The sequence below is a fragment of the Pseudomonas sp. GM48 genome, assembly GCF_000282335.1.
Lineage (GTDB): Bacteria > Pseudomonadota > Gammaproteobacteria > Pseudomonadales > Pseudomonadaceae > Aquipseudomonas.
Map to the genome: position 1 here is coordinate 13,569 of NZ_AKJM01000063.1, position 18,726 is coordinate 32,294.

Below are 18,726 nucleotides of genomic sequence, written 5' to 3' on the forward strand. Positions count from 1 at the left end.
ACACTTGATCGAGGTCTAATGTGGGAGCGGGCTTGCTCGCGAAGGGGGCGACTCGGTCTGTGAGTAATCAGTCGAGTGTAGAACCGCTGACGGGAACGCCGCGCTCAGGGAAGAACAGACGCTGCAACTCGGTACCCGGGCTTTCGGCACGCATGAACGCTTCGCCGACCAGGAACGCGTAGACGTCGCTGATTTCCATCAGTTCGACATCGGCGCGGTTGAGAATGCCGCTCTCGGTGATGACCAGACGATCGCGCGGAATGCGCGGCAACAGGTCGAGAGTGGTTTCCAGGCTGACATCGAAAGTGTGCAGGTTGCGGTTGTTCACGCCAACCAGCGGAGTGTCGAGGGTTTTCAGGGCCCGCTCCAGCTCATCGCCATCGTGGACTTCCACCAGCACGTCAAGGTTCACGCTTTTGGCCACGGCCGCCAGTTCGGCCATTTTCACGTCGTCCAGTGCGGAAACGATCAACAGCACGCAATCGGCACCCAGGGCCCGGGCTTCGACGATCTGATACGGATCGATCATGAAGTCCTTGCGGATCACCGGCAACTGGCACGCCGCACGGGCCTGCTGCAGATAGGCATCGGCACCCTGGAAGTAATCGATATCGGTAAGTACCGACAGGCAGGTCGCGCCGCCCTTTTCGTAGCTTCTGGCGATGTCGGCGGGAATGAAGTTCTCGCGGATCACACCTTTGCTCGGCGAAGCTTTCTTGATTTCGGCAATGACGGCCGGTTGCTTCAGCTTGGCCTGAGCCAGCAAGGCCTTGGCAAAACCACGGGGTGCATCGGCCGTCTTGGCCAGACTTTCCAGCTCGGCGAGGCTGACACGAGCACTACGCTCGGCAACTTCCTCGACCTTGCGCGCCAGAATGTTTTCCAGAACCGTCGGTACACTCATCCTTCATTCTCCACTTTGAATACCGCGGTAAATGCACCCAGCTCCTCAAGCTTTTCTCGAGCGAGGCCGGTGTGCAGCGCATCGTGTGCCAAGGCAACACCTTCTTTCAGGCTGCTGGCATGGTCGGCCGCATACAGTGCGGCACCGGCATTGAGCATGATCATCTCGGCCGCTTTCTGACCGTTCTCGGTCTTGCGCTTGCCCAGGGCATCGCGAATCAGCTCCAGGGACGCCGCCGGGCTATCCACCGCCAGGCCATGCAGGCTCTGGCTCTTCATGCCCAGGTCTTCCGGCTCGACCCAATATTCGGTGATCTGGCCATCCTTCAGCTCAGCGACAAACGTCGGTGCTGCCAGGCTGAACTCATCCAGGCCGTCCTTCGAATGCACCACCAGCACGTGCTTGCTGCCCAGGCGCTGCAACACTTCGGCCAGCGGCCGGCACAAGGCCTGGGTGAACACGCCCACCACCTGATGCTTCACACCGGCCGGATTCGTAAGCGGGCCGAGCATGTTGAACAACGTGCGCAAGCCCAGTTCACGACGCGGACTGGCGGCGTATTTCATCGCAGAGTGATGAGTCTGGGCAAACATGAAACCAATACCAACGTTGTCAATGCAGCGCGCCACTTGCACCGGCGTCAGGTTCAGGTAGATGCCGGCCGCCTCCAGCAGATCGGCGCTACCGCTCTTGCCCGACACCGCACGGTTGCCGTGTTTGGCTACCGTACAGCCGGCCGCCGAAACCACGAAAGCGGAAGCGGTCGACACGTTGAAAATATTGGCGCCGTCGCCGCCAGTGCCGACCACATCGACTACACCGTCGAGGGTCTTGAGTTCGACCTTGTCCGCCAGTTCGCGCATCACCGACACCGCACCGACGATTTCGTCGATGCTTTCGCTCTTCATGCGCATGGCCATCATGAACGCGCCAATCTGCGCGTCGGTGCATTGACCGGTCATGATTTCGCGCATCACGTCGCGCATTTCATCGGTGCTGAGGTCGAGGTGATCGACGATACGGCTCAGGGCTGTCTTGATATTCATGAAAAGTCCTTAGCGCGTGCCGCCGGTTTGTTTGAGGAAGTTGGCGAACAGTTCGTGGCCCTGCTCGGTGAGGATCGATTCCGGGTGAAATTGCACGCCTTCGATGTTCAGGGTCTTGTGACGCAGGCCCATGATCTCATCCACCGAGCCGTCTTCGAGCTGGGTCCAGGCGGTCAGTTCGAGGCAATCGGGCAGGGTTTCGCGCTTGACGATCAATGAATGATAGCGCGTGACCGTCAGCGGACGGTTCAGGCCTGCGAACACACCCTTGTCCTCGTGAAATACCGGGCTAGTCTTACCGTGCATCACTTGACGGGCGCGCACCACATCACCGCCAAAGGCCTGGCCGATGGATTGGTGGCCAAGGCAGACGCCAAGAATCGGCAGTTTGCCGGCGAAATGCTTGATCGCTTCGATCGAGATGCCGGCTTCGGTCGGGGTGCAAGGACCGGGGGACACAACGATGCGCTCAGGGTTGAGGGCTTCGATTTCGGCGATGGTCAGTTCATCGTTGCGCACGACTTTGACCTGGGAGCCAAGCTCGCCCAGGTACTGCACAACGTTGTAGGTAAAGGAGTCGTAGTTATCGATCATCAGCAACATGGCGTTAAAAACCTCTTGAATTCACTGACTTTAAAGATGGCCTTCGAATGATTACCCGCAGAGCGCTGCACTTTGTCAGGTGCCGGGGTAGCGCCAGCAAAGCGGCATTTCAAACAGGTAAAGAAGGCGAAGCGGTACAGGTCCGGCGAGGCCGGCAAAAGAATTCAGGCGCGCCAACGCCAGCGGGCGTGTGCCTTGATGACTTGATCCAGGAGTTTACTGATGATCAACACGGGGAAGGTCTCGTTCGTACGTCCCGGCACAGTAACTTAGCTGGGCAGAGCGTGCAATATCGCCGGGGCCACTGCCCGCGAAACTATCAAAGGCTTCGCGACAGATGGCAAAAGGCCGAAAGTTTTTGGTACTGTCGTTTCGTTTACTACAACAATAAATAAACGGATTTGCTCATGATCAAACAGTCGTTGTTTGTACCGCTCGCAGGATGCTTGCTCGCGATGGCATGCGCCCAGGCGAACGCCGCACCCAATCCTTATACAAGTTTCGTGGTCTTCGGGGACAGCCTCAACGACGCCGGGACCTTTGCCGATACCGGCGGGCCTGCCGGGGCGACGCAGCGCTTTACCAACCGGACGGGGCCGGTGTATCTGGATGGCAGTGGTGAAGTCCGCTCGCTCAACTCCACGCAGATACTGGGTGGGAAACTGGGGTTCTCGGCGGACCAGACCGCGTCATCCAATTCGGCCGTGCGCGCCAGCAACGGCCAGCCCGATGGCAACAACTGGGCCGTCGGCGGTTACCGCACCGACCAGATCCTGGACTCGATCGCCACCACCTCCGACACCGGCGAGCGCGTCCGGGCGGGTTATCTGCCATCGAACAACTTCCGTGCCGACCCGAATGCGCTGTATTACCTGTCGGGTGGCGGCAACGACTTCCTGCAAGGTCGCGTCACCAGCTTGCCCCAGGCCAGTGCCGCCGCCGACCGACTGGCCGACAGCGTGCAGACGCTGCAAACCGCCGGCGCCAAATACGTCATGGTCTGGTTGCTGCCCGATATCGGCTTTACCCCGGCGTTCAACGGCACCCCGCTGCAAGCGTTCACATCCCAACTCAGCGCCCAGTTCAATACTGAACTGGTAAGCCGACTGCAGAACATCAATGCCGAAGTCATTCCGCTCAACATTCCTGTACTGCTCAAAGAGACGTTCGCCAACCCGGCGCAGTTTGGCCTGGCCACCGACCAGAACCTCATCGCCACCTGCTTCAGCGGCAACGGCTGTACCGAGAACGCCCGATACGGCATCAACAGCGCCACGCCGGACCCGACCAAGCTGATCTACAACGACTCTGTGCACCCCACAGAAGCCGGTCAGCGCCTGATTGCCGACTACGCGTATTCCCTGCTGGCAGCGCCGTGGGAGCTGACCTTGCTGCCGGAAATGGCCCAAGGCACCGTGCGCGCGCATCAGGATGAATTGCGCAACCAGTGGCTGGCCGATTGGGAAAACTGGCAAGGCGTCGGCCAATGGCGAGCCATTGTTTCCGGCGGTGGACAGCACCAGGACTTTGACGGTCAGGACAGCGCGGTCAGTGCCGACGGCAACGGTGCCAACCTGAACATCGGTGGCAGCTACCGTCTCGATGATGCCTGGCGCGTCGGTCTGGTGGCCGGTTTCTATAACCAGAAACTCGAAGCCGGCAGCAACGACTCCGACTACAAGCTCAACACTTACCTGGGCACAGCATTCGCCCAGTATCAGCAAAACCGTGTGTGGGCTGACGCGGCGTTGACGGCCGGGCATCTGGATTACGACAGCCTCAAGCGTAAGTTCCAGCTGGGCGTCAACGAGCGCGGCGAAAAAGGCGATACCAGTGGCTACGTCGAGGCCTTCAGCGCTCGCCTGGGTTACGACATTGCGCAACAAGCCAGCAGCCCTTGGCACCTGTCGCCGTTTGTCAGTGCCGATTTCGCCAAGGTGAAAGTCGACGGTTACTCTGAGGACGGCAACGATTCCACGGCACTGACCTTCGCCGATCAGGAGCGGATTTCCCGGCGCCTGGGCGCTGGTCTGCAGGGCAAATACCAGATCACCCCGCAAACCCAGGTGTTCGGCGAAGCGGCAATCGAGCGTGAGTACAACGACGATACTCAGGACGTGAGCATCAACCTCAACAGCCTGCCGAACAACCAGTTCACGCTGCAAGGCTACACCCCGCAAAGTCACCTGCAACATGTGAACCTGGGTGTGAGCCACAACCTCACCCGCGACCTGGCATTACGCGCCAGCTACAACATTCGCAGGGACGACGACTTCACCCAACAAGGCATCAACGTAGGTGTTGCGCTGGACTTCTGATGTGCAGGCAATAAAAAACGCGGCGCCCTTACAGGCGCCGCGTTTTTTTATGGTGAACACTTATTGTGGTGAGCGAGCTTGCTCGCGTTCGGCTGCGAAGCAGTCGTCGTTGGGGCCTGCTTCGCAGGCCAGCGGGAGCAAGCTCCCTCGCCACAAAAAGCCCTTTGCCACAGTGTCAAAAGTGAACTCAGGTGTCCGGGGTTTGTTCGGCCAGGGCAACGGCGCGGAACATCGCGCGGCGCTTGTTCAGGGTTTCTTCCCATTCCAGCGCTGGCACCGAGTCGGCGACGATGCCGCCACCGGCCTGCACATGCAGTTCGCCGTTCTTGATCACCGCTGTGCGGATCGCAATAGCGGTGTCCATGTTGCCGTTCCAGGCGAAGTAACCGACCGCACCGCCGTACACGCCACGCTTGACCGGCTCCAGTTCGTCGATGATCTCCATCGCGCGAATCTTCGGCGCACCGGACAAGGTGCCCGCCGGCAGAATCGCTCGCAGTGCATCCATCGCCGTCAGCCCGGCTTTCAATTGCCCGGTGACGTTGGACACGATGTGCATCACGTTGGAATAACGCTCGATGACCATTTTCTCGGTGAGCTTCACCGAACCGATTTCCGATACGCGACCGGTATCGTTGCGACCGAGGTCGATCAGCATCAGGTGTTCGGCAATTTCCTTGTCGTCCGACAGCAGGTCTTTTTCCAGTGCCAGATCGGCCTCTTCATTGGCCCCGCGTGGTCGGGTGCCGGCAATCGGGCGCACGGTAATCAGGTTGTCTTCGACCCGCACCAGCACTTCCGGCGAACTGCCGACGACATGGAAGTCGCCAAAATTGAAGAAGTACATATAGGGCGTCGGGTTGAAGCAGCGCAGCGCCCGGTACAGATCAATGGGCGCGGCCTTGAAGTCGATCGACATGCGCTGGGACGGCACGACCTGCATGCAGTCACCGGCCAGGATGTATTCCTTGATGGTGTCGACAGCTTTTTCGTAATCGTCCTGGGTGAAGCTGGAGCGGAACACCGGGTCAGCCGATTGTTGCTTGCTGAAGTCCAGGCCACGGCGCGGGGTGATTGGCTGACGGAGTTTTTCCAGCAGTTCTTCCAGGCGTGCCTGGCCCTGCTCGAAGGCATCTTCCTGCGCCGGATCGGCCAGCACGATGGCGTGCATCTTGCCGGCGAGGTTGTCGAACACCACCACCGCATCGGAGACCATCAGCAGAATGTCCGGCACGCCCAGCGGATCGGGATTCGGGCATTTGCCCAGACGTTTCTCGACATAACGCACACAGTCGTAACCGAAGTAACCCACCAGACCGCCGTTGAAACGCGGCAGGCCGGCGATGGTCGGCACGTTGTAGCGGGCCTTGAAGGTTTCGACGAAGGCCAACGGGTCTTCCACGTCGTGGCTTTCGGTCTCGACGCCGTCGACGGTCACGCTGACGTGATGGTCGTGAACCCGCATGACGGTGCGGCACGGCAGGCCGATGATCGAGTAACGGCCCCACTTCTCGCCGCCCTGTACGGACTCCAGCAAGTAGGAGTTGGGCTCGTCGGCCAGTTTCAGGTAGATCGACAGCGGCGTATCGAAGTCGGCCAGGGTTTCGCAGGCAAGCGGAATGCGGTTGTAGCCGGCAGCGGCCAAACGCAGGAATTCTTCGCGGATCATGAGGTGCCTCGTGGCTTGAGGGTCGAACAGTCAGGTATGCAAACGCGCCGGAAACCGGCCAGGATCAAGTCAGGCGCGCCAACGCCAGCGGGCCAGGGCCTTGATGACTTTCATCCAGAGTTTGCGAGTGACCACCACGATGGCGTTTCCAGAAGGGGGTTTGACAGCGTCGGCCAACGTTATCTCAGCGGCCGGATCCAGGCAACCGGGAATTAGCTTGCGCAGGTCGTCGATCACCAGCGCCGGCGACTCTTCGGCAATTGGCCGACCGTGGTTATAGCCGTAGCTCAGGGCCACGCACTTGACCCCCGCCGCTTTCGCCGCCAGCACATCGCTGCGCGAGTCGCCGACAAACAACGACTGCGAAGCCGGAATGTTGGCCATTTTCATCACGAAAAACAGCGCGGCCGGATCGGGCTTTTTCTGTGGCAGGGTGTCGCCGCCGATGATCCAGCGGAAGTAACGGCCGATTTTCATCTGATCCAGCAGCGGCGCGACGAAACGCTCCGGCTTGTTGGTGATCAGCGCCATCTCGACCCCCTGCTTTTGCAGCCACTTGAGGAAGTCGCGCACGCCGGGATACACCACCGTCAACTCATGGCTCTCGCCATAAGCCTGCATGAAATATTCCAGCGCCCGTTCGGCCTCGTGGTTATCGACCGCCGAATGATCTATAGCGCCAGCCAGCGCACGACGCACCAATACCGGCGCGCCGTTGCCGACCCATTCGCGTACCGCTTCCAGACCGGCGGGCTTACGACCGAGTTTGAGCAGCATCTTGTCCACAGCCACTGCCAGGTCCGGGACCGAATCGATCAACGTGCCGTCCAGATCGAACATCACCAGCCGCGGCAGTTGCCCCGGGAACAACTGCTCAAAGCCACTCATGGGCGAGCCAGCGCCAGTTCGGAACGCATCTTGTCGATGACTTCCTGATAGTTCGGCGCATTGAAGATGGCCGAGCCGGCGACGAAGGTGTCAGCGCCAGCCGCAGCGATTTCGCGAATGTTGTTCACGTTCACGCCGCCGTCGATTTCCAGGCGAATGTCACGGCCCGACGCATCGATCAGCGCCCGCACTTCACGCAGCTTGTCGAGGGTGCCGGGGATGAACTTCTGCCCGCCGAAGCCCGGGTTGACGCTCATCAACAGGATCATGTCGACCTTGTCCATGACGTGCTTGAGCACGTCCAGCGGGGTCGCCGGGTTGAACACAAGGCCCGACTTGCAGCCGCCTTCGCGGATCAATTGCAGGGAGCGGTCGATGTGCTGGGTGGCTTCCGGGTGGAAGGTGATGTAAGTAGCGCCGGCTTCAATGAAGTCGCCAACGATGCGGTCCACCGGGCTGACCATCAGGTGTGCGTCGATCGGCGCGGTCACGCCGTACTTGCGCAGCGCCGAGCAGACCATCGGGCCGATGGTCAGGTTCGGTACATAGTGGTTGTCCATGACATCGAAGTGCACGAAGTCGGCGCCGGCGGCCAGGACGTTGTCCACTTCTTCGCCCAGGCGGGCGAAGTCGGCGGAGAGAATCGACGGAGCAATTACGAAGGACTGCATGACGCACCTTTACTGAGCAGAATCACGATGGCGCGCATTGTATACCTCATGCTTTGACAGGCGCACCGTGAGCGCGATGATTGGACCCTGCCATCATCTAACAACGGCAGAGCCTCTAGTACGCCGCTCGATAGATCTTCTCGATATCGACGGCACTCAACTTGCGCGGATTGTTGCGCATCAAGCGCTCGATCCCCGCCGCTTCCACGGCCATGGACGGGATAGCTTCCTCGGGAACACCAAAACTGCGCAGGCCCAGGGGAATTTCCACCGCCAGGCACAGCTCGGTCATGGCTTGCACGGCTTTGTCGGCCGCATCGTTGGCACTCAAATGTGCAGTCTTCACGCCCATGGCCTCGGCGATATCCTGCATGCGTTCGATGCAGGCCATCTTGTTCCAGGTCATGACATAGGGCAGTAACAGGGCGTTGCTGACGCCATGGGCTATGTTGAAGCGCCCGCCCAGCGGATACGCCAGCGCATGCACCGCGCCGACCCCGGCATTGCCGAACGCCATGCCCGCCATCAGGCTGGCAGTGGCCATGTCTTCCCGGGCTTGCAGATTCGACGGATTGGCGTAGGCCTTGGGCAAGGCCTTGGCGATCAACTTGATGGCGCCGATGGCCAGGGCATCGGTAATCGGCGAGGCATTGACCGACAGATAGGACTCGATGGCGTGCACCAGCGCATCGACGCCACTGGCCGCCGTGACGCTGCGCGGACAGGTCAGGGTCATTTGCGGACTGACCAGCGCCACGTCCGGCAACAGGTAGTCGCTGACGATGCCCTTCTTCAGTTGCGCGACCTTGTCGGAAAGGATCGCCACGTTGGTCACTTCCGAGCCGGTGCCGGCCGTGGTCGGGATGGCGATCAGCGGCGGGCCTTTGCGCGGCACCTGATCGATGCCGAACATGTCCTCCAGCGCCCCGTGGTAACCGGCATAGGCTGCAACGCTTTTGGCGATGTCGATGGCACTGCCGCCGCCCAGGCCAATCAATCCGTCATGCCCGCCGTCGCGATACACCTGCATGCAATCTTCGACGATGGCGATTTCCGGGTCCGGCAGTACCCGGTCGAAAATCTCGTAGCTGCGTTCACCCAACTGCGCCAGCGCCAGTTCTACCGTGCCGGACTTGACCAGGGCGGCGTCGGTGACGATCAGCGGGTTGTCGATGTCCAGGCGCGTCAGCTCGGCAGACAGTTGCTCGATGGCACCTGCGCCGGTGATCAGTTTGTGAGCGATTTTGAAAGAGGAAAGACTCATGTGCGCAGCCTCTTATAGATAGGGGAGCTGGGCACAATAGTAGCTGGGGATTTGGGGTTGGCTGGTATTCAGGCGGTGAATGAACTAATGGCCCACTGGAACCCCCTGTGGGAGCGGGCTTGCTCGCGAAGGCGGTGTGTCATTCAGCTTATACATCAGCTGACACTCCGCTATCGCGAGCAAGCCCGCTCCCACTTTTTTACCGGGTTCGGCGTCAGACCTGTGCGGTACGCAGTTTCTCGCTACGGCCACGCAGCCATTCCAGGGTCAGCAGCAGGATCACCGAGAAGGCAATCAGCAGCGTTGCGGCGGCGGCGATGGTCGGGCTGAGGTTTTCGCGGATGCCGCTGAACATCTGCCGTGGCAAGGTCGCTTGTTCAGGGCCGGCGAGGAACAGCGTCACCACCACCTCATCGAACGATGTCGCGAAGGCAAACAGCGCCCCGGAGATCACGCCCGGTGCAATCAGTGGCAAGGTCACCCGGCGGAACGTGGTCAGCGGCGAAGCACCCAGGCTCGCAGCGGCCCGCACCAGGTTGTGGTTGAACCCCTGCAACGTCGCCGACACGGTAATGATCACAAACGGCACACCGAGCACGGCATGCACGACGATCAGCGAGGTATAGCTGTTGCCAAATCCCAGTGGAGCGAAGGTCAGGTAACTGGCCACACCAATGATCACCACCGGCACCACCATCGGCGAAATCACTAGCGCCATCACCAACGGCTTGCCCGGGAAATCGCCTCGGGTCAGACCGATCGCCGCCAGCGTGCCGAAGATCATCGCCAGTACCGTCGCTGCCGGGGCGACGATGATGCTGTTCTTCAACGAACGCATCCATTCCGCCGAGGCGAAGAAGTCCTGGTACCAGTGCAGCGAAAAACCTTGCAGCGGATAGACCAGAAAACTCCCCGAGTTGAACGACAGCGGAATGATCACCAGCACCGGCAGGATCAGGAACAACAGAATCAAGCCGCAGAGAATCCGCAAGCTGTAGAACCACACCCGTTCAATGGGCGACATATAAGGACTCAGCATTTCGTTCTCTCCTTAGCTCAGGCGCAGGCGGCTCGCGCCCACCAGCCAGCTGTAAATCAGATAAAGCACGACCGTCGCGAGCAACAGCAGCCCACCGAGTGCGGTCGCCATGCCCCAGTTGATACTGGTGTTGGTGTAGAAGGCGACGAAGTAGCTGACCATTTGATCGTTCGGGCTGCCCAGCAATGCCGGGGTGATGTAGTAGCCGATGGCGAGGATGAACACCAACAGGCAACCGGCGCCGACACCGGCATAGGTCTGCGGGAAGTACACCCGCCAGAAGCTGGCGAACGGATGGCAGCCGAGGGAAATCGCAGCACGCATGTAGGTCGGCGAGATGCCTTTCATCACGCTGTAGATCGGCAGGATCATGAACGGCAGCAGAATGTGCACCATCGAGATGTAGACACCGACGCGGTTGAACACCAACTCGATCGGCTTATCGATGATGCCCATGGCCATCAGGCCGCTGTTGATCAGGCCACCCGATTGCAGCAACACGATCCACGCCGCGACCCGTACCAGGATCGACGTCCAGAATGGCAACAGCACCAGGATCATCAGCAGGTTGCTCTGGCGCGAAGGCAGGTTCGCCAACAGGTAAGCCAGGGGATACGCCAGCACCAGGCAGATCGCGGTGATGATCAGGCCCATCCAGAAGGTGCGGGCGAAGATGTCGAGGTAGATCGCCTGATCCGGGGTGGCCGGGGCGATTTCGCCGAGGTCGTCGATGCGATGATCGACAGCCGCCAGCAGGTAATACGGGGTGATGCTGCTGGTGTTGCGGCGTACCGCTTGCCAGTAGGCCGGGTCGCCCCAACGCTCATCGAGGCCTTCCAGCGCTTCTTTATAGGAAGCCGGCTCAGTGGCGAGCGGCAAGGCACGGGCGGTTTTGGTCAGCAGGCTGCGGTAGCCGGCCAGTTCCATGTTCAGGCGTTTGGACAGATCGCCCAGGGTCTGATTCTTGCGCGCGTCGGCGAGGTCTTCGGCCGCCGCTTTGTAGACCGGTTCAGCGGGCAGGCCGCGGCCGTCCCAGCTGGCGATGGCGGTCACGGTGCGCGGCATGCCGCCGACCACTTCCGGGTTGCCAACGCTTTTGTAGAGCAGCGCCACGATCGGCACCAGGAACACCAGCAACAGAAACAGCACCAGCGGCGCGATCAACGCCTGGGCCTTCCAGCGGTTGACCCGCTCGGCGTGCTTGAGCCGCTGCTTCAAGGTGGGGCTGGTGCCCTCGTTCAGGGGAACGGCGATAGCCATGACGTACTCCGGGAATCTTTGATCGTACAGAGGCGGAGAACCACCTCGATCGTTTAAAACACTCTGTTCAAATGTGGGAGCGGGCTTGCTCGCGAAGGCGAAGTGTCAGTCGACAACGATGTTGAATGTACTGACGTCTTCGCGAGCAAGCTCGCTCCTACAGCGTAAGCCCGCGGTGCGGTCTTACTTGGCAGCCCAGGCGTTGAAGCGCTGTTCCAGTTGCTCGCCGTTGTCAGCCCAGAAGCTGACGTCGATCTGCACCTGGTTGGCGATGTTTTCCGGGGTGGTCGGCATGTCTTTCAGGACATCCTTGGCCAGCAACGGTACGGCTTGGGTGTTGGCCGGGCCGTAGGCGATGTTTTCCGAGTAGGTTTTCTGCTGTTGTGGCTGTACCGAGTAGGCGATGAACTTCTTCGCCGCTTCGGCACGCGCCTTGTCCAGGCCTTTCGGAATGGCCCATGCGTCGAAGTCGTAGATGCCGCCGTTCCACACCACTTTCAGGTTGCTTTCTTTCTGCACAGCAGCGATCCGGCCGTTGTAGGCCGAGCTCATGACCACGTCACCGGAAGCGAGGTATTGCGGCGGTTGTGCGCCGGCTTCCCACCACTGGATGTTCGGCTTGAGCTCATCGAGCTTCTTGAACGCGCGGTCCTGACCGTCTTTGCCGGCCAGCACTTTGTAGACGTCTTTCGGCGCAACGCCGTCGGCCATCAGTGCGAATTCCAGGGTGTACTTGGCGCCTTTACGCAGGCCACGCTTGCCCGGGAACTGCTTGGTGTCCCAGAAATCCACCCAACTGGTCGGTGCGGATTTCAGCTTGTCGGCGTTGTAGGCCAGCACGGTCGACCACACGAAGAAACCCACGCCGCAAGGCTGGATGGCGCCTTTGACGTAGTCTTCGGTCTTGCCGAACAACTTTGGATCAAGCTGTTCGAACATGTCTTCGTCGCAACCACGGGACAGTTCCGGCGATTCAACCTCTACCAGATCCCACGACACGCTCTTGGTGTCGACCATGGCCTTGACCTTGGCCATTTCGCCGTTGTACTCGCCAGCCACGATCTTGCCGTTGCCTGCCGCTTCCCACGGTGCGTAGAAGGCTTTGACCTGAGCCGCCTTGTTCGCCCCGCCAAAGGACACCACGGTCAGGTCCGGGCCGGCCGCCATCGTGTGTGCCGCGCCCATCATGCCCAGTGCCAAAGCGGTGAATTTCAGGGATCTCAACATTTATTGTTCTCTCCACGTGCAGGGTTGGTGTTGGTATTGCGGGGGCGATCAGTTCGCCTCTAGAAGGGGGTCGAGTGCACGAACGTGTTCGACCTGCCAGCCAAGCGGTACCACGTCGCCGACGGCGAGCGCTGGATCAAGCTCGGCAATCGGTTGTTTCACGAAGAAGTCGGTCTTGCCGCAGACTTCCATGCGCACCCGGACGTGGTCGCCCAGATAGATGAATTCCTCCACCCGTCCCGAGAAGCGGTTGACGCATTGGTCGCTGGAGCCATTGAGGCTCACCCGCTCCGGACGAATGGACAGGGTCACCGGCTCGCCGGTCTGGCCAATGTTGACCGCCAGCGCTTCGACCTTTTCCCCGCGACCAAGCTCAACCACGCAGCGCTCGCCGCTCTGGCTGACCAGACGGCCATTGAGACGGTTGTTCTCGCCGATGAAGTTGGCGACGAAGGTATTTTTCGGCTCTTCGTAAAGGGTGCGCGGTGGCGCGATCTGCTGGATTTCGCCCTGATGGAACACCGCCACACGGTCGGACATGGTCAAGGCTTCGCCTTGATCGTGGGTCACGTAGACCACGGTGACGCCCAGGCGCTGGTGCAGGTGTTTGATTTCCATCTGCATGTGTTCACGCAGTTGTTTGTCGAGTGCGCCGAGGGGTTCGTCCATCAGCACCAGTTGCGGCTCGAACACCAGCGCCCGGGCCAATGCCACACGCTGCTGCTGACCGCCGGAGAGCTGCGCCGGGTAACGCTGGGCGAAGCTGTCGAGCTGGACCATGCTCAGCACGCGCTTGACCCGCGCACTGACGTCGCTCTTGTTCATGCCGCGTACGGTCAGCGGGAACGCCAGGTTCTCGGCCACCGTCATGTGCGGGAACAACGCGTAGTTCTGGAACACCATGCCGATGTCACGCTTGTGCGGCGGCACGTTGTTGATGGCGCGCCCGGCCAACAGGATTTCGCCCGCGGTCGGGGTTTCGAAACCGGCGAGCATCATCAGGCTGGTGGTCTTGCCGGAGCCGGACGGCCCGAGCAACGTGAGGAATTCGCCTTTGCGAATGTCCAGGTTGAGGTCTTTGACGATCAGGTTCTCGCCGTCGTAGCTCTTCTGCACTCCACGAAAGCTGACCAGAACATCATTGGCCCCTGCGCTTGAATCGACCTGGCTCATACCCACACCTTTGTTATTGATGACTGCTGTGGGGTTAAGCCTAGTGGACGCTGAGGGGCACGCAAATCGGGGCGCAAGAGAGATTCGCCTCAGCCGGATGGAAGGCTGGGGGTAGGGATTGCCCTACAAGGATGGCGCGTTTTGGCAAACGCAGCGGCAAGCGCTCAGTTGCAGGCCGCAAGAACAAGCCAATGCGGTTTTGAACAGTGTCGCAAATCGGTATGCCACCACCGGACTTGTGGGAGCGGGCTTGCTCGCGAAAGCGGTGTATCAGGCCCGGATATGTCGACTGGCACACTGCTTTCGCGAGCAAGCCCGCTCCCACATTGGACAGCGGTGTGCTTTAGAGGAGCTTGTGCTCCATCGCGTACTTCACCAGTTCCGCCAGCGAGGTGATGTTGAGCTTCTGCATCAGCCGCGCCTTGTGGGTGCTGATGGTTTTGCTGCTCAGTGCCAGTTGCTGGGCGATGTCGTTGACGTTGGCGCCCTGGGCCAGGCGTTCGAACACGGAAAACTCCCGCTCGGAGAGCAACGAGTGCAATGGACGCGAGTCGGTCAGGCCGACCTCGAAGACCATGCGGTCGGCGAGTTCCGGGTCGATGTAACGCCCGCCTGAGGCCACTTTGCGAATGGCCGTCAACAACAGTGCCGGGTCGCTGTCCTTGGTCGCATATCCGGCAGCTCCGACTTTCAGCGCCCGGGCGGCCATCTGCGCTTCGTCGTGCATCGACAACACCAGGATCGCCGGCGGATTGTTCAGGGCGCGAATCCGCGGAATGGCTTCCAGGCCATTAACGCCCGGCATGGAGATGTCCAGCAGCACCACTTCGCAGGCCACATGACGCAAGGTGTCGAGCAACTGCTCGCCATTGCTCGCCTCCCCCACCACCAGCAAGTCCTTGGCCAGGCCGATCAACTGCTTGATGCCTTCGCGGACAATGGTGTGGTCTTCGGCTACCAGTACACGGATCACGTTCTTCTCCAGATTCAAGATCATTCGCGAGCAAGCCCGCTCCCACATTGGATTTGGACATTTACACAAAACATTGTGGGAGCGGGCTTGCCCGCGAAGGCGTCAGTACAGACAACATTAAATAATCAGGCCCCATCCAATGGCACTCGCACACTCAGCGTCGTGCCTTCACCCGGCTCACTCTCAAGGGATAACTCACCGCCCAGGATCAACACCCGCTCACGCATACCGACGATCCCAAAGGAAGTTGGCCTGCCCGGCGCGGCGACAAATCCTACACCGTCATCGCTGACCGTCAGACACAACTCGTCGCCTTCCAGCACCAGTGTCAGTTCAACAGTATGCGCCTGGGCATGGCGCATGACATTGGTCAGCGCTTCCTGAAGGATCCGGAACAAACCAATTGCCTTGGCATCACTGAGCACCGGCAAGTTGTCCGGCACCTGCACCAGGCACGGAATCTGTGTACGCGCCTCGAATCGCCGGGCCTGCCATTCGATGGCCGAGGCAATGCCGGCATCGAGAATCGGCGGGCGCAATGCGGTCGCCACGTCGCGAACCAATTGGAAGAGTTGAGCGATCAGGCGCTTCATGCTGCTCAGGCGCTCATGCAGACCGGGATCAAGCTGCGCATAAGCCAGTTCGCACATGGAGGTTTCCAGCTTGAGCACGGTCAGCATCTGCCCCAGTTCGTCGTGTACTTCCCGGGCAATACGCGCTTTTTCTTCTTCGCGCACGCTTTCCAGGTGCGCGGACAGCTCACGCAGTTGTTCCCGGGAGCTCGCCAGTTCAAGTTCGATGCGCTTGCTCTCGCTAATGTCCCAGACGATCCCGTCCCAGACATAGGCGCCGTCTTCCAGCTGACGCGTAATGGCCTTGATTTCCGCCCAGCGCTGCTCACCCTGGCGCGTAAGGATTCGCCCTTGCCACGACCAGTCGCTGTCGGTGTCCAGCGCATGATCCTGGGTCTGGTGATAGCTGGCCTTGTCGTCCGGATGCACGAGGCTGCGCAGGCCTTTATCGCGATGCGCCAGTGTGGCCGGCGAATAACCCACCAGGCTTTCGCTGCCTTCGCTGATATAGGCAAAGTCGATCTGGCCGGTCACCGGCGCCCGCTCCAGGCGGAAAACCAGTCCCGGAACGTTGGCGGCGATGCCCTGCAACCGCGCCTCGCTTTCCCGCAAGGCGGCCAGGGCGCGACGCCGCTCGGTGACATCGTTGAGGTAAACCACCAGGTATTCGCCATCGCGAAAGCGCAGGAAGCTCAACGAGACATCGGCCGGCAGGATACTGCCATCGGCCCGCACGCAATTGGTTTCGAAGCTTTGCGGGCCCTCTTCACTGGCCCGGGCGCGCTTCCACAGGTTCAGCCAGCGGTCCATGTGCAGGCCGGGCTCGAAATCGATCAGGGGGCGATCGATGATCCCCCCGGCCGGATAGCCAAGCATGTTTTCCGCCGCGCGGTTGGCGTAGCGCACATGGCTGTCCCAGTTGACCCAGAGGATACCGACGGTGCTCTGGTCGATGGAAAACTGGGTGAGCCGCAAGGCCTCTTCGCTGGCGGCGCGCAAGGCAATGTCTTCCTGCGCGGCCAACAAGCGTTGCTCCAGGTTGTGCTGCTGGCGGCGCTGCCAGAACACGATGGCCATGCAACTCAACGCCAGCACGACCAGCAACAGGCAGAGGTTTTGCCAAAACCCCGGAGACTCGGTGAGGCGCGGATACTTGGGTTGCAGCCATTGATTGTGCAGTTGTTCCAGATCCTTGGCCGGGATCGCCCGCAATGCACTTTCGACGATGCCCGCCAGTTCCGGTTTGTCGCGGCGCGTGGCCACCCGCAGCAACTGCGGCAGGCCGACATCCCCCACCACCACCAATCCGGCGAACTCCGGTTCGACGGACAGGCGCCCCAGTTGCGCCTCATCGATCACCGCGTAAGCCGCCTGCTGCCCCGTCAGTAATTGCAATGCCTGGCGTTCCATCGGTACGCCTTGCAGATTCAGGTGCGGATAGTTGCCGCGCAGGTAATCGGCAATGGCACTGGGCATGCGCACGGCGACGCGGGTCTGGCTGTCGAGCTTTTCCAGCTCGACCGTGCCGGCGCTTTTCTGGTCGCTGACCACCAGTTGCGGCACCCGCATGTAAGGGTCGGAAAACTGCCAGAGGCGCAGCCCGCCAGGCGTCTGGGTCAGTCCCGGGGCGATATCGATTTCACCCTCCCGAGCCGCGACTTCCAGTTGTTCAAGGTCGGAAAAGTTGCGCCAGCTCAGTTCGACATTGAGGTTTTTTGCGAGCCACTTCATCAGCTCGACGTTCACCCCGGACAGGCGCTGCAAGCGGCGATCGTATTGCGCATAGGGTGCCTGCAACACCACGCCGACCCGCAATTCGCTCTGCTGCGCCAGCCAGTGCTGTTGTTTCGGTGACAGTTGGGCAACGTGCGCCGGAGGCACGACTGCCGCCCAGCCCATCAAGGGAAACCACAAACAGCCGATAACCCACAGGCAGCGAAAACGCATCATTGAACTCTCACACACTGACAAATACTGACCAACCCATTAGGCTGCCGGAACAACTTCTGGCCTGGAATATCCGATGCCCCCTGTCTACCGCCTGGCACTGCCAGCATTGTGCCTGTCGTTGATCCTGCCTTGCGCCTTTTCCGTCGAAGCGGCCAACCCGGCGCCAGTCGCCGAAGAAAAAACCGCCGAAGAAAAACCACTCGAACGTCAGCCGCTGCCTGAGCGTAGTCAGGAAGAAGCGACTGCACTTGAGCGAAAGATCCCGGCTCAGGAACAGCAACAACTGCAAGCGGGCACCGACACGTTTCTGGCCTTGTGGAAACCGGCCAACGCCGCCGACCCCAAAGGCGCGGTGATTATCATCCCGGGCGCCGGCGAAACTGTTGACTGGCCGCAAGCGGTCGGCCCTTTGCGGCGCAAATTGCCGGATGCCGAGTGGAGCAGCCTGAGTATCACCTTGCCGGATCTGCAAAGCGATGCCATTGCGCCACGAATCGTGGAAGCGCCGCCAGCCCCCAAGCCCCCCGAAACCGGCAGTAAAGATTCGACCACCGCAGCCCCCATCGAACAAGTGGCCGGTGGCGAGGCCGATGTTGCCGACAAGGCCATCGCCGAATCCCCTGAGGAACAATCCAAGGCCGATGCCGAGCGCATCTTCGCCCGGATCGACGCCGCTATCGCGTTCGCCGAACAGCAAAGTGCTCGCAGTATCGTGGTGTTGGGACATGGTTCCGGCGCCTATTGGGCCGCGCGCTACCTGAGCGAGAAGCAGCCATCGCAAGTCGAGAGACTGGTGATGGTCGCAGCGCAGACACCTGTGGCGGTGAAACCCGGACTGGCAGAGCTGACCCCGACCCTGAAACTGCCGACCGCGGATATTTTCTACAAAGACAAAGCGCCGGATCGCAACGCTGCGCTGGAACGCCTGCAGGCCAGCAAACGCCTGAAGTCATCGGCATTCAGCCAGGTCGCGCTCAAGGCGTTGCCGGATAGCAAGGCCGAACAGGAGCAAATGTTCCGGCGGGTGCGGGGCTGGTTGAATCCGCAGCCTGCGACTGACTGACAGACCGAGGCGCTTCATTCGCGAGCAAGCCCGCTCCCACAGGATTAACGTCGCACACAACTTTTGTAATCGACATAAAACCTGTGGGAGCGGGCTTGCTCGCGAA

15 protein-coding genes are annotated in these 18,726 nt (G+C 60.6%); 2 read left to right on the plus strand and 13 right to left on the minus strand.

Going from position 1 to position 18,726, the window contains the following annotated elements; translation table 11 throughout:
- Positions 1 to 67: 67 nt before the first annotated feature.
- The 3 genes from trpC to PMI28_RS16725 are packed head-to-tail and all read right to left on the minus strand — an operon-like array spanning position 68 to position 2,553.
- The gene (gene trpC / locus PMI28_RS16735; RefSeq protein ID WP_007986019.1) at positions 68 to 904 is read right to left on the minus strand and encodes an indole-3-glycerol phosphate synthase TrpC; all 837 of its coding nucleotides are present in this window, start codon (positions 902 to 904) and stop codon (positions 68 to 70) included.
- The gene (trpD, locus tag PMI28_RS16730; protein WP_007986021.1) at positions 901 to 1,950 is read right to left on the minus strand and encodes an anthranilate phosphoribosyltransferase; all 1,050 of its coding nucleotides are present in this window, start codon (positions 1,948 to 1,950) and stop codon (positions 901 to 903) included. The genes trpC and trpD overlap by 4 nt, the downstream gene beginning before the upstream one ends.
- A gap of 9 nt (positions 1,951 to 1,959) precedes the next feature.
- Positions 1,960 to 2,553, minus strand: a complete 594-nt coding sequence (locus PMI28_RS16725; protein ID WP_007980194.1) for an aminodeoxychorismate/anthranilate synthase component II — start codon at positions 2,551 to 2,553, stop codon at positions 1,960 to 1,962.
- Positions 2,554 to 2,960: 407 nt separating this feature from the next.
- Between PMI28_RS16725 and estP the strand changes: the two genes are divergently transcribed.
- Positions 2,961 to 4,871: an esterase EstP gene (gene estP, locus PMI28_RS16720; RefSeq protein WP_007986023.1), complete on the plus strand. Its 1,911-nt coding sequence runs from the start codon at positions 2,961 to 2,963 to the stop codon at positions 4,869 to 4,871.
- Positions 4,872 to 5,058: 187 nt separating this feature from the next.
- On the opposite strand, the gene trpE is transcribed toward estP, so the two are convergent.
- The 10 genes from trpE to PMI28_RS16670 form a co-directional block, all read right to left on the minus strand.
- Positions 5,059 to 6,540, minus strand: a complete 1,482-nt coding sequence (trpE, locus tag PMI28_RS16715; RefSeq protein ID WP_007986026.1) for an anthranilate synthase component I — start codon at positions 6,538 to 6,540, stop codon at positions 5,059 to 5,061.
- Positions 6,541 to 6,609: 69 nt separating this feature from the next.
- Entirely contained in the window at positions 6,610 to 7,428 is an 819-nt protein-coding gene (locus PMI28_RS16710) for a phosphoglycolate phosphatase (RefSeq protein ID WP_007986028.1), read from the minus strand.
- Positions 7,425 to 8,099, minus strand: coding sequence for a ribulose-phosphate 3-epimerase (rpe, locus tag PMI28_RS16705; protein WP_007986030.1), 675 nt, complete (start codon positions 8,097 to 8,099; stop codon positions 7,425 to 7,427). The genes PMI28_RS16710 and rpe overlap by 4 nt, the downstream gene beginning before the upstream one ends.
- Positions 8,100 to 8,214: 115 nt before the next feature.
- The gene (locus PMI28_RS16700; protein ID WP_007986032.1) at positions 8,215 to 9,363 is read right to left on the minus strand and encodes an iron-containing alcohol dehydrogenase; all 1,149 of its coding nucleotides are present in this window, start codon (positions 9,361 to 9,363) and stop codon (positions 8,215 to 8,217) included.
- A gap of 214 nt (positions 9,364 to 9,577) precedes the next feature.
- Positions 9,578 to 10,402, minus strand: a complete 825-nt coding sequence (locus tag PMI28_RS16695) for an ABC transporter permease (RefSeq protein WP_007986034.1) — start codon at positions 10,400 to 10,402, stop codon at positions 9,578 to 9,580.
- 12 nt (positions 10,403 to 10,414) lie between these two features.
- Positions 10,415 to 11,662: an ABC transporter permease gene (locus tag PMI28_RS16690; RefSeq protein ID WP_007986036.1), complete on the minus strand. Its 1,248-nt coding sequence runs from the start codon at positions 11,660 to 11,662 to the stop codon at positions 10,415 to 10,417.
- Positions 11,663 to 11,845: 183 nt separating this feature from the next.
- Positions 11,846 to 12,889: an ABC transporter substrate-binding protein gene (locus PMI28_RS16685; protein WP_007986038.1), complete on the minus strand. Its 1,044-nt coding sequence runs from the start codon at positions 12,887 to 12,889 to the stop codon at positions 11,846 to 11,848.
- A gap of 48 nt (positions 12,890 to 12,937) precedes the next feature.
- Positions 12,938 to 14,062 carry an ABC transporter ATP-binding protein gene (locus PMI28_RS16680; RefSeq protein WP_007986040.1) on the minus strand — a complete coding sequence of 375 codons (1,125 nt, stop codon included), beginning with the start codon at positions 14,060 to 14,062 and terminating at the stop codon, positions 12,938 to 12,940.
- A gap of 343 nt (positions 14,063 to 14,405) precedes the next feature.
- Complete coding sequence (locus PMI28_RS16675; protein WP_007986042.1) at positions 14,406 to 15,059, minus strand: response regulator; 654 nt, start codon at positions 15,057 to 15,059, stop codon at positions 14,406 to 14,408.
- Positions 15,060 to 15,160: 101 nt separating this feature from the next.
- Positions 15,161 to 17,557: a PAS domain-containing sensor histidine kinase gene (locus PMI28_RS16670; protein WP_007986044.1), complete on the minus strand. Its 2,397-nt coding sequence runs from the start codon at positions 17,555 to 17,557 to the stop codon at positions 15,161 to 15,163.
- A 73-nt stretch (positions 17,558 to 17,630) separates the two neighbouring features.
- Between PMI28_RS16670 and PMI28_RS16665 the strand changes: the two genes are divergently transcribed.
- Positions 17,631 to 18,620, plus strand: a complete 990-nt coding sequence (locus PMI28_RS16665; protein ID WP_007986046.1) for an alpha/beta hydrolase family protein — start codon at positions 17,631 to 17,633, stop codon at positions 18,618 to 18,620.
- The last annotated feature ends 106 nt before the right edge of the window (positions 18,621 to 18,726 follow it).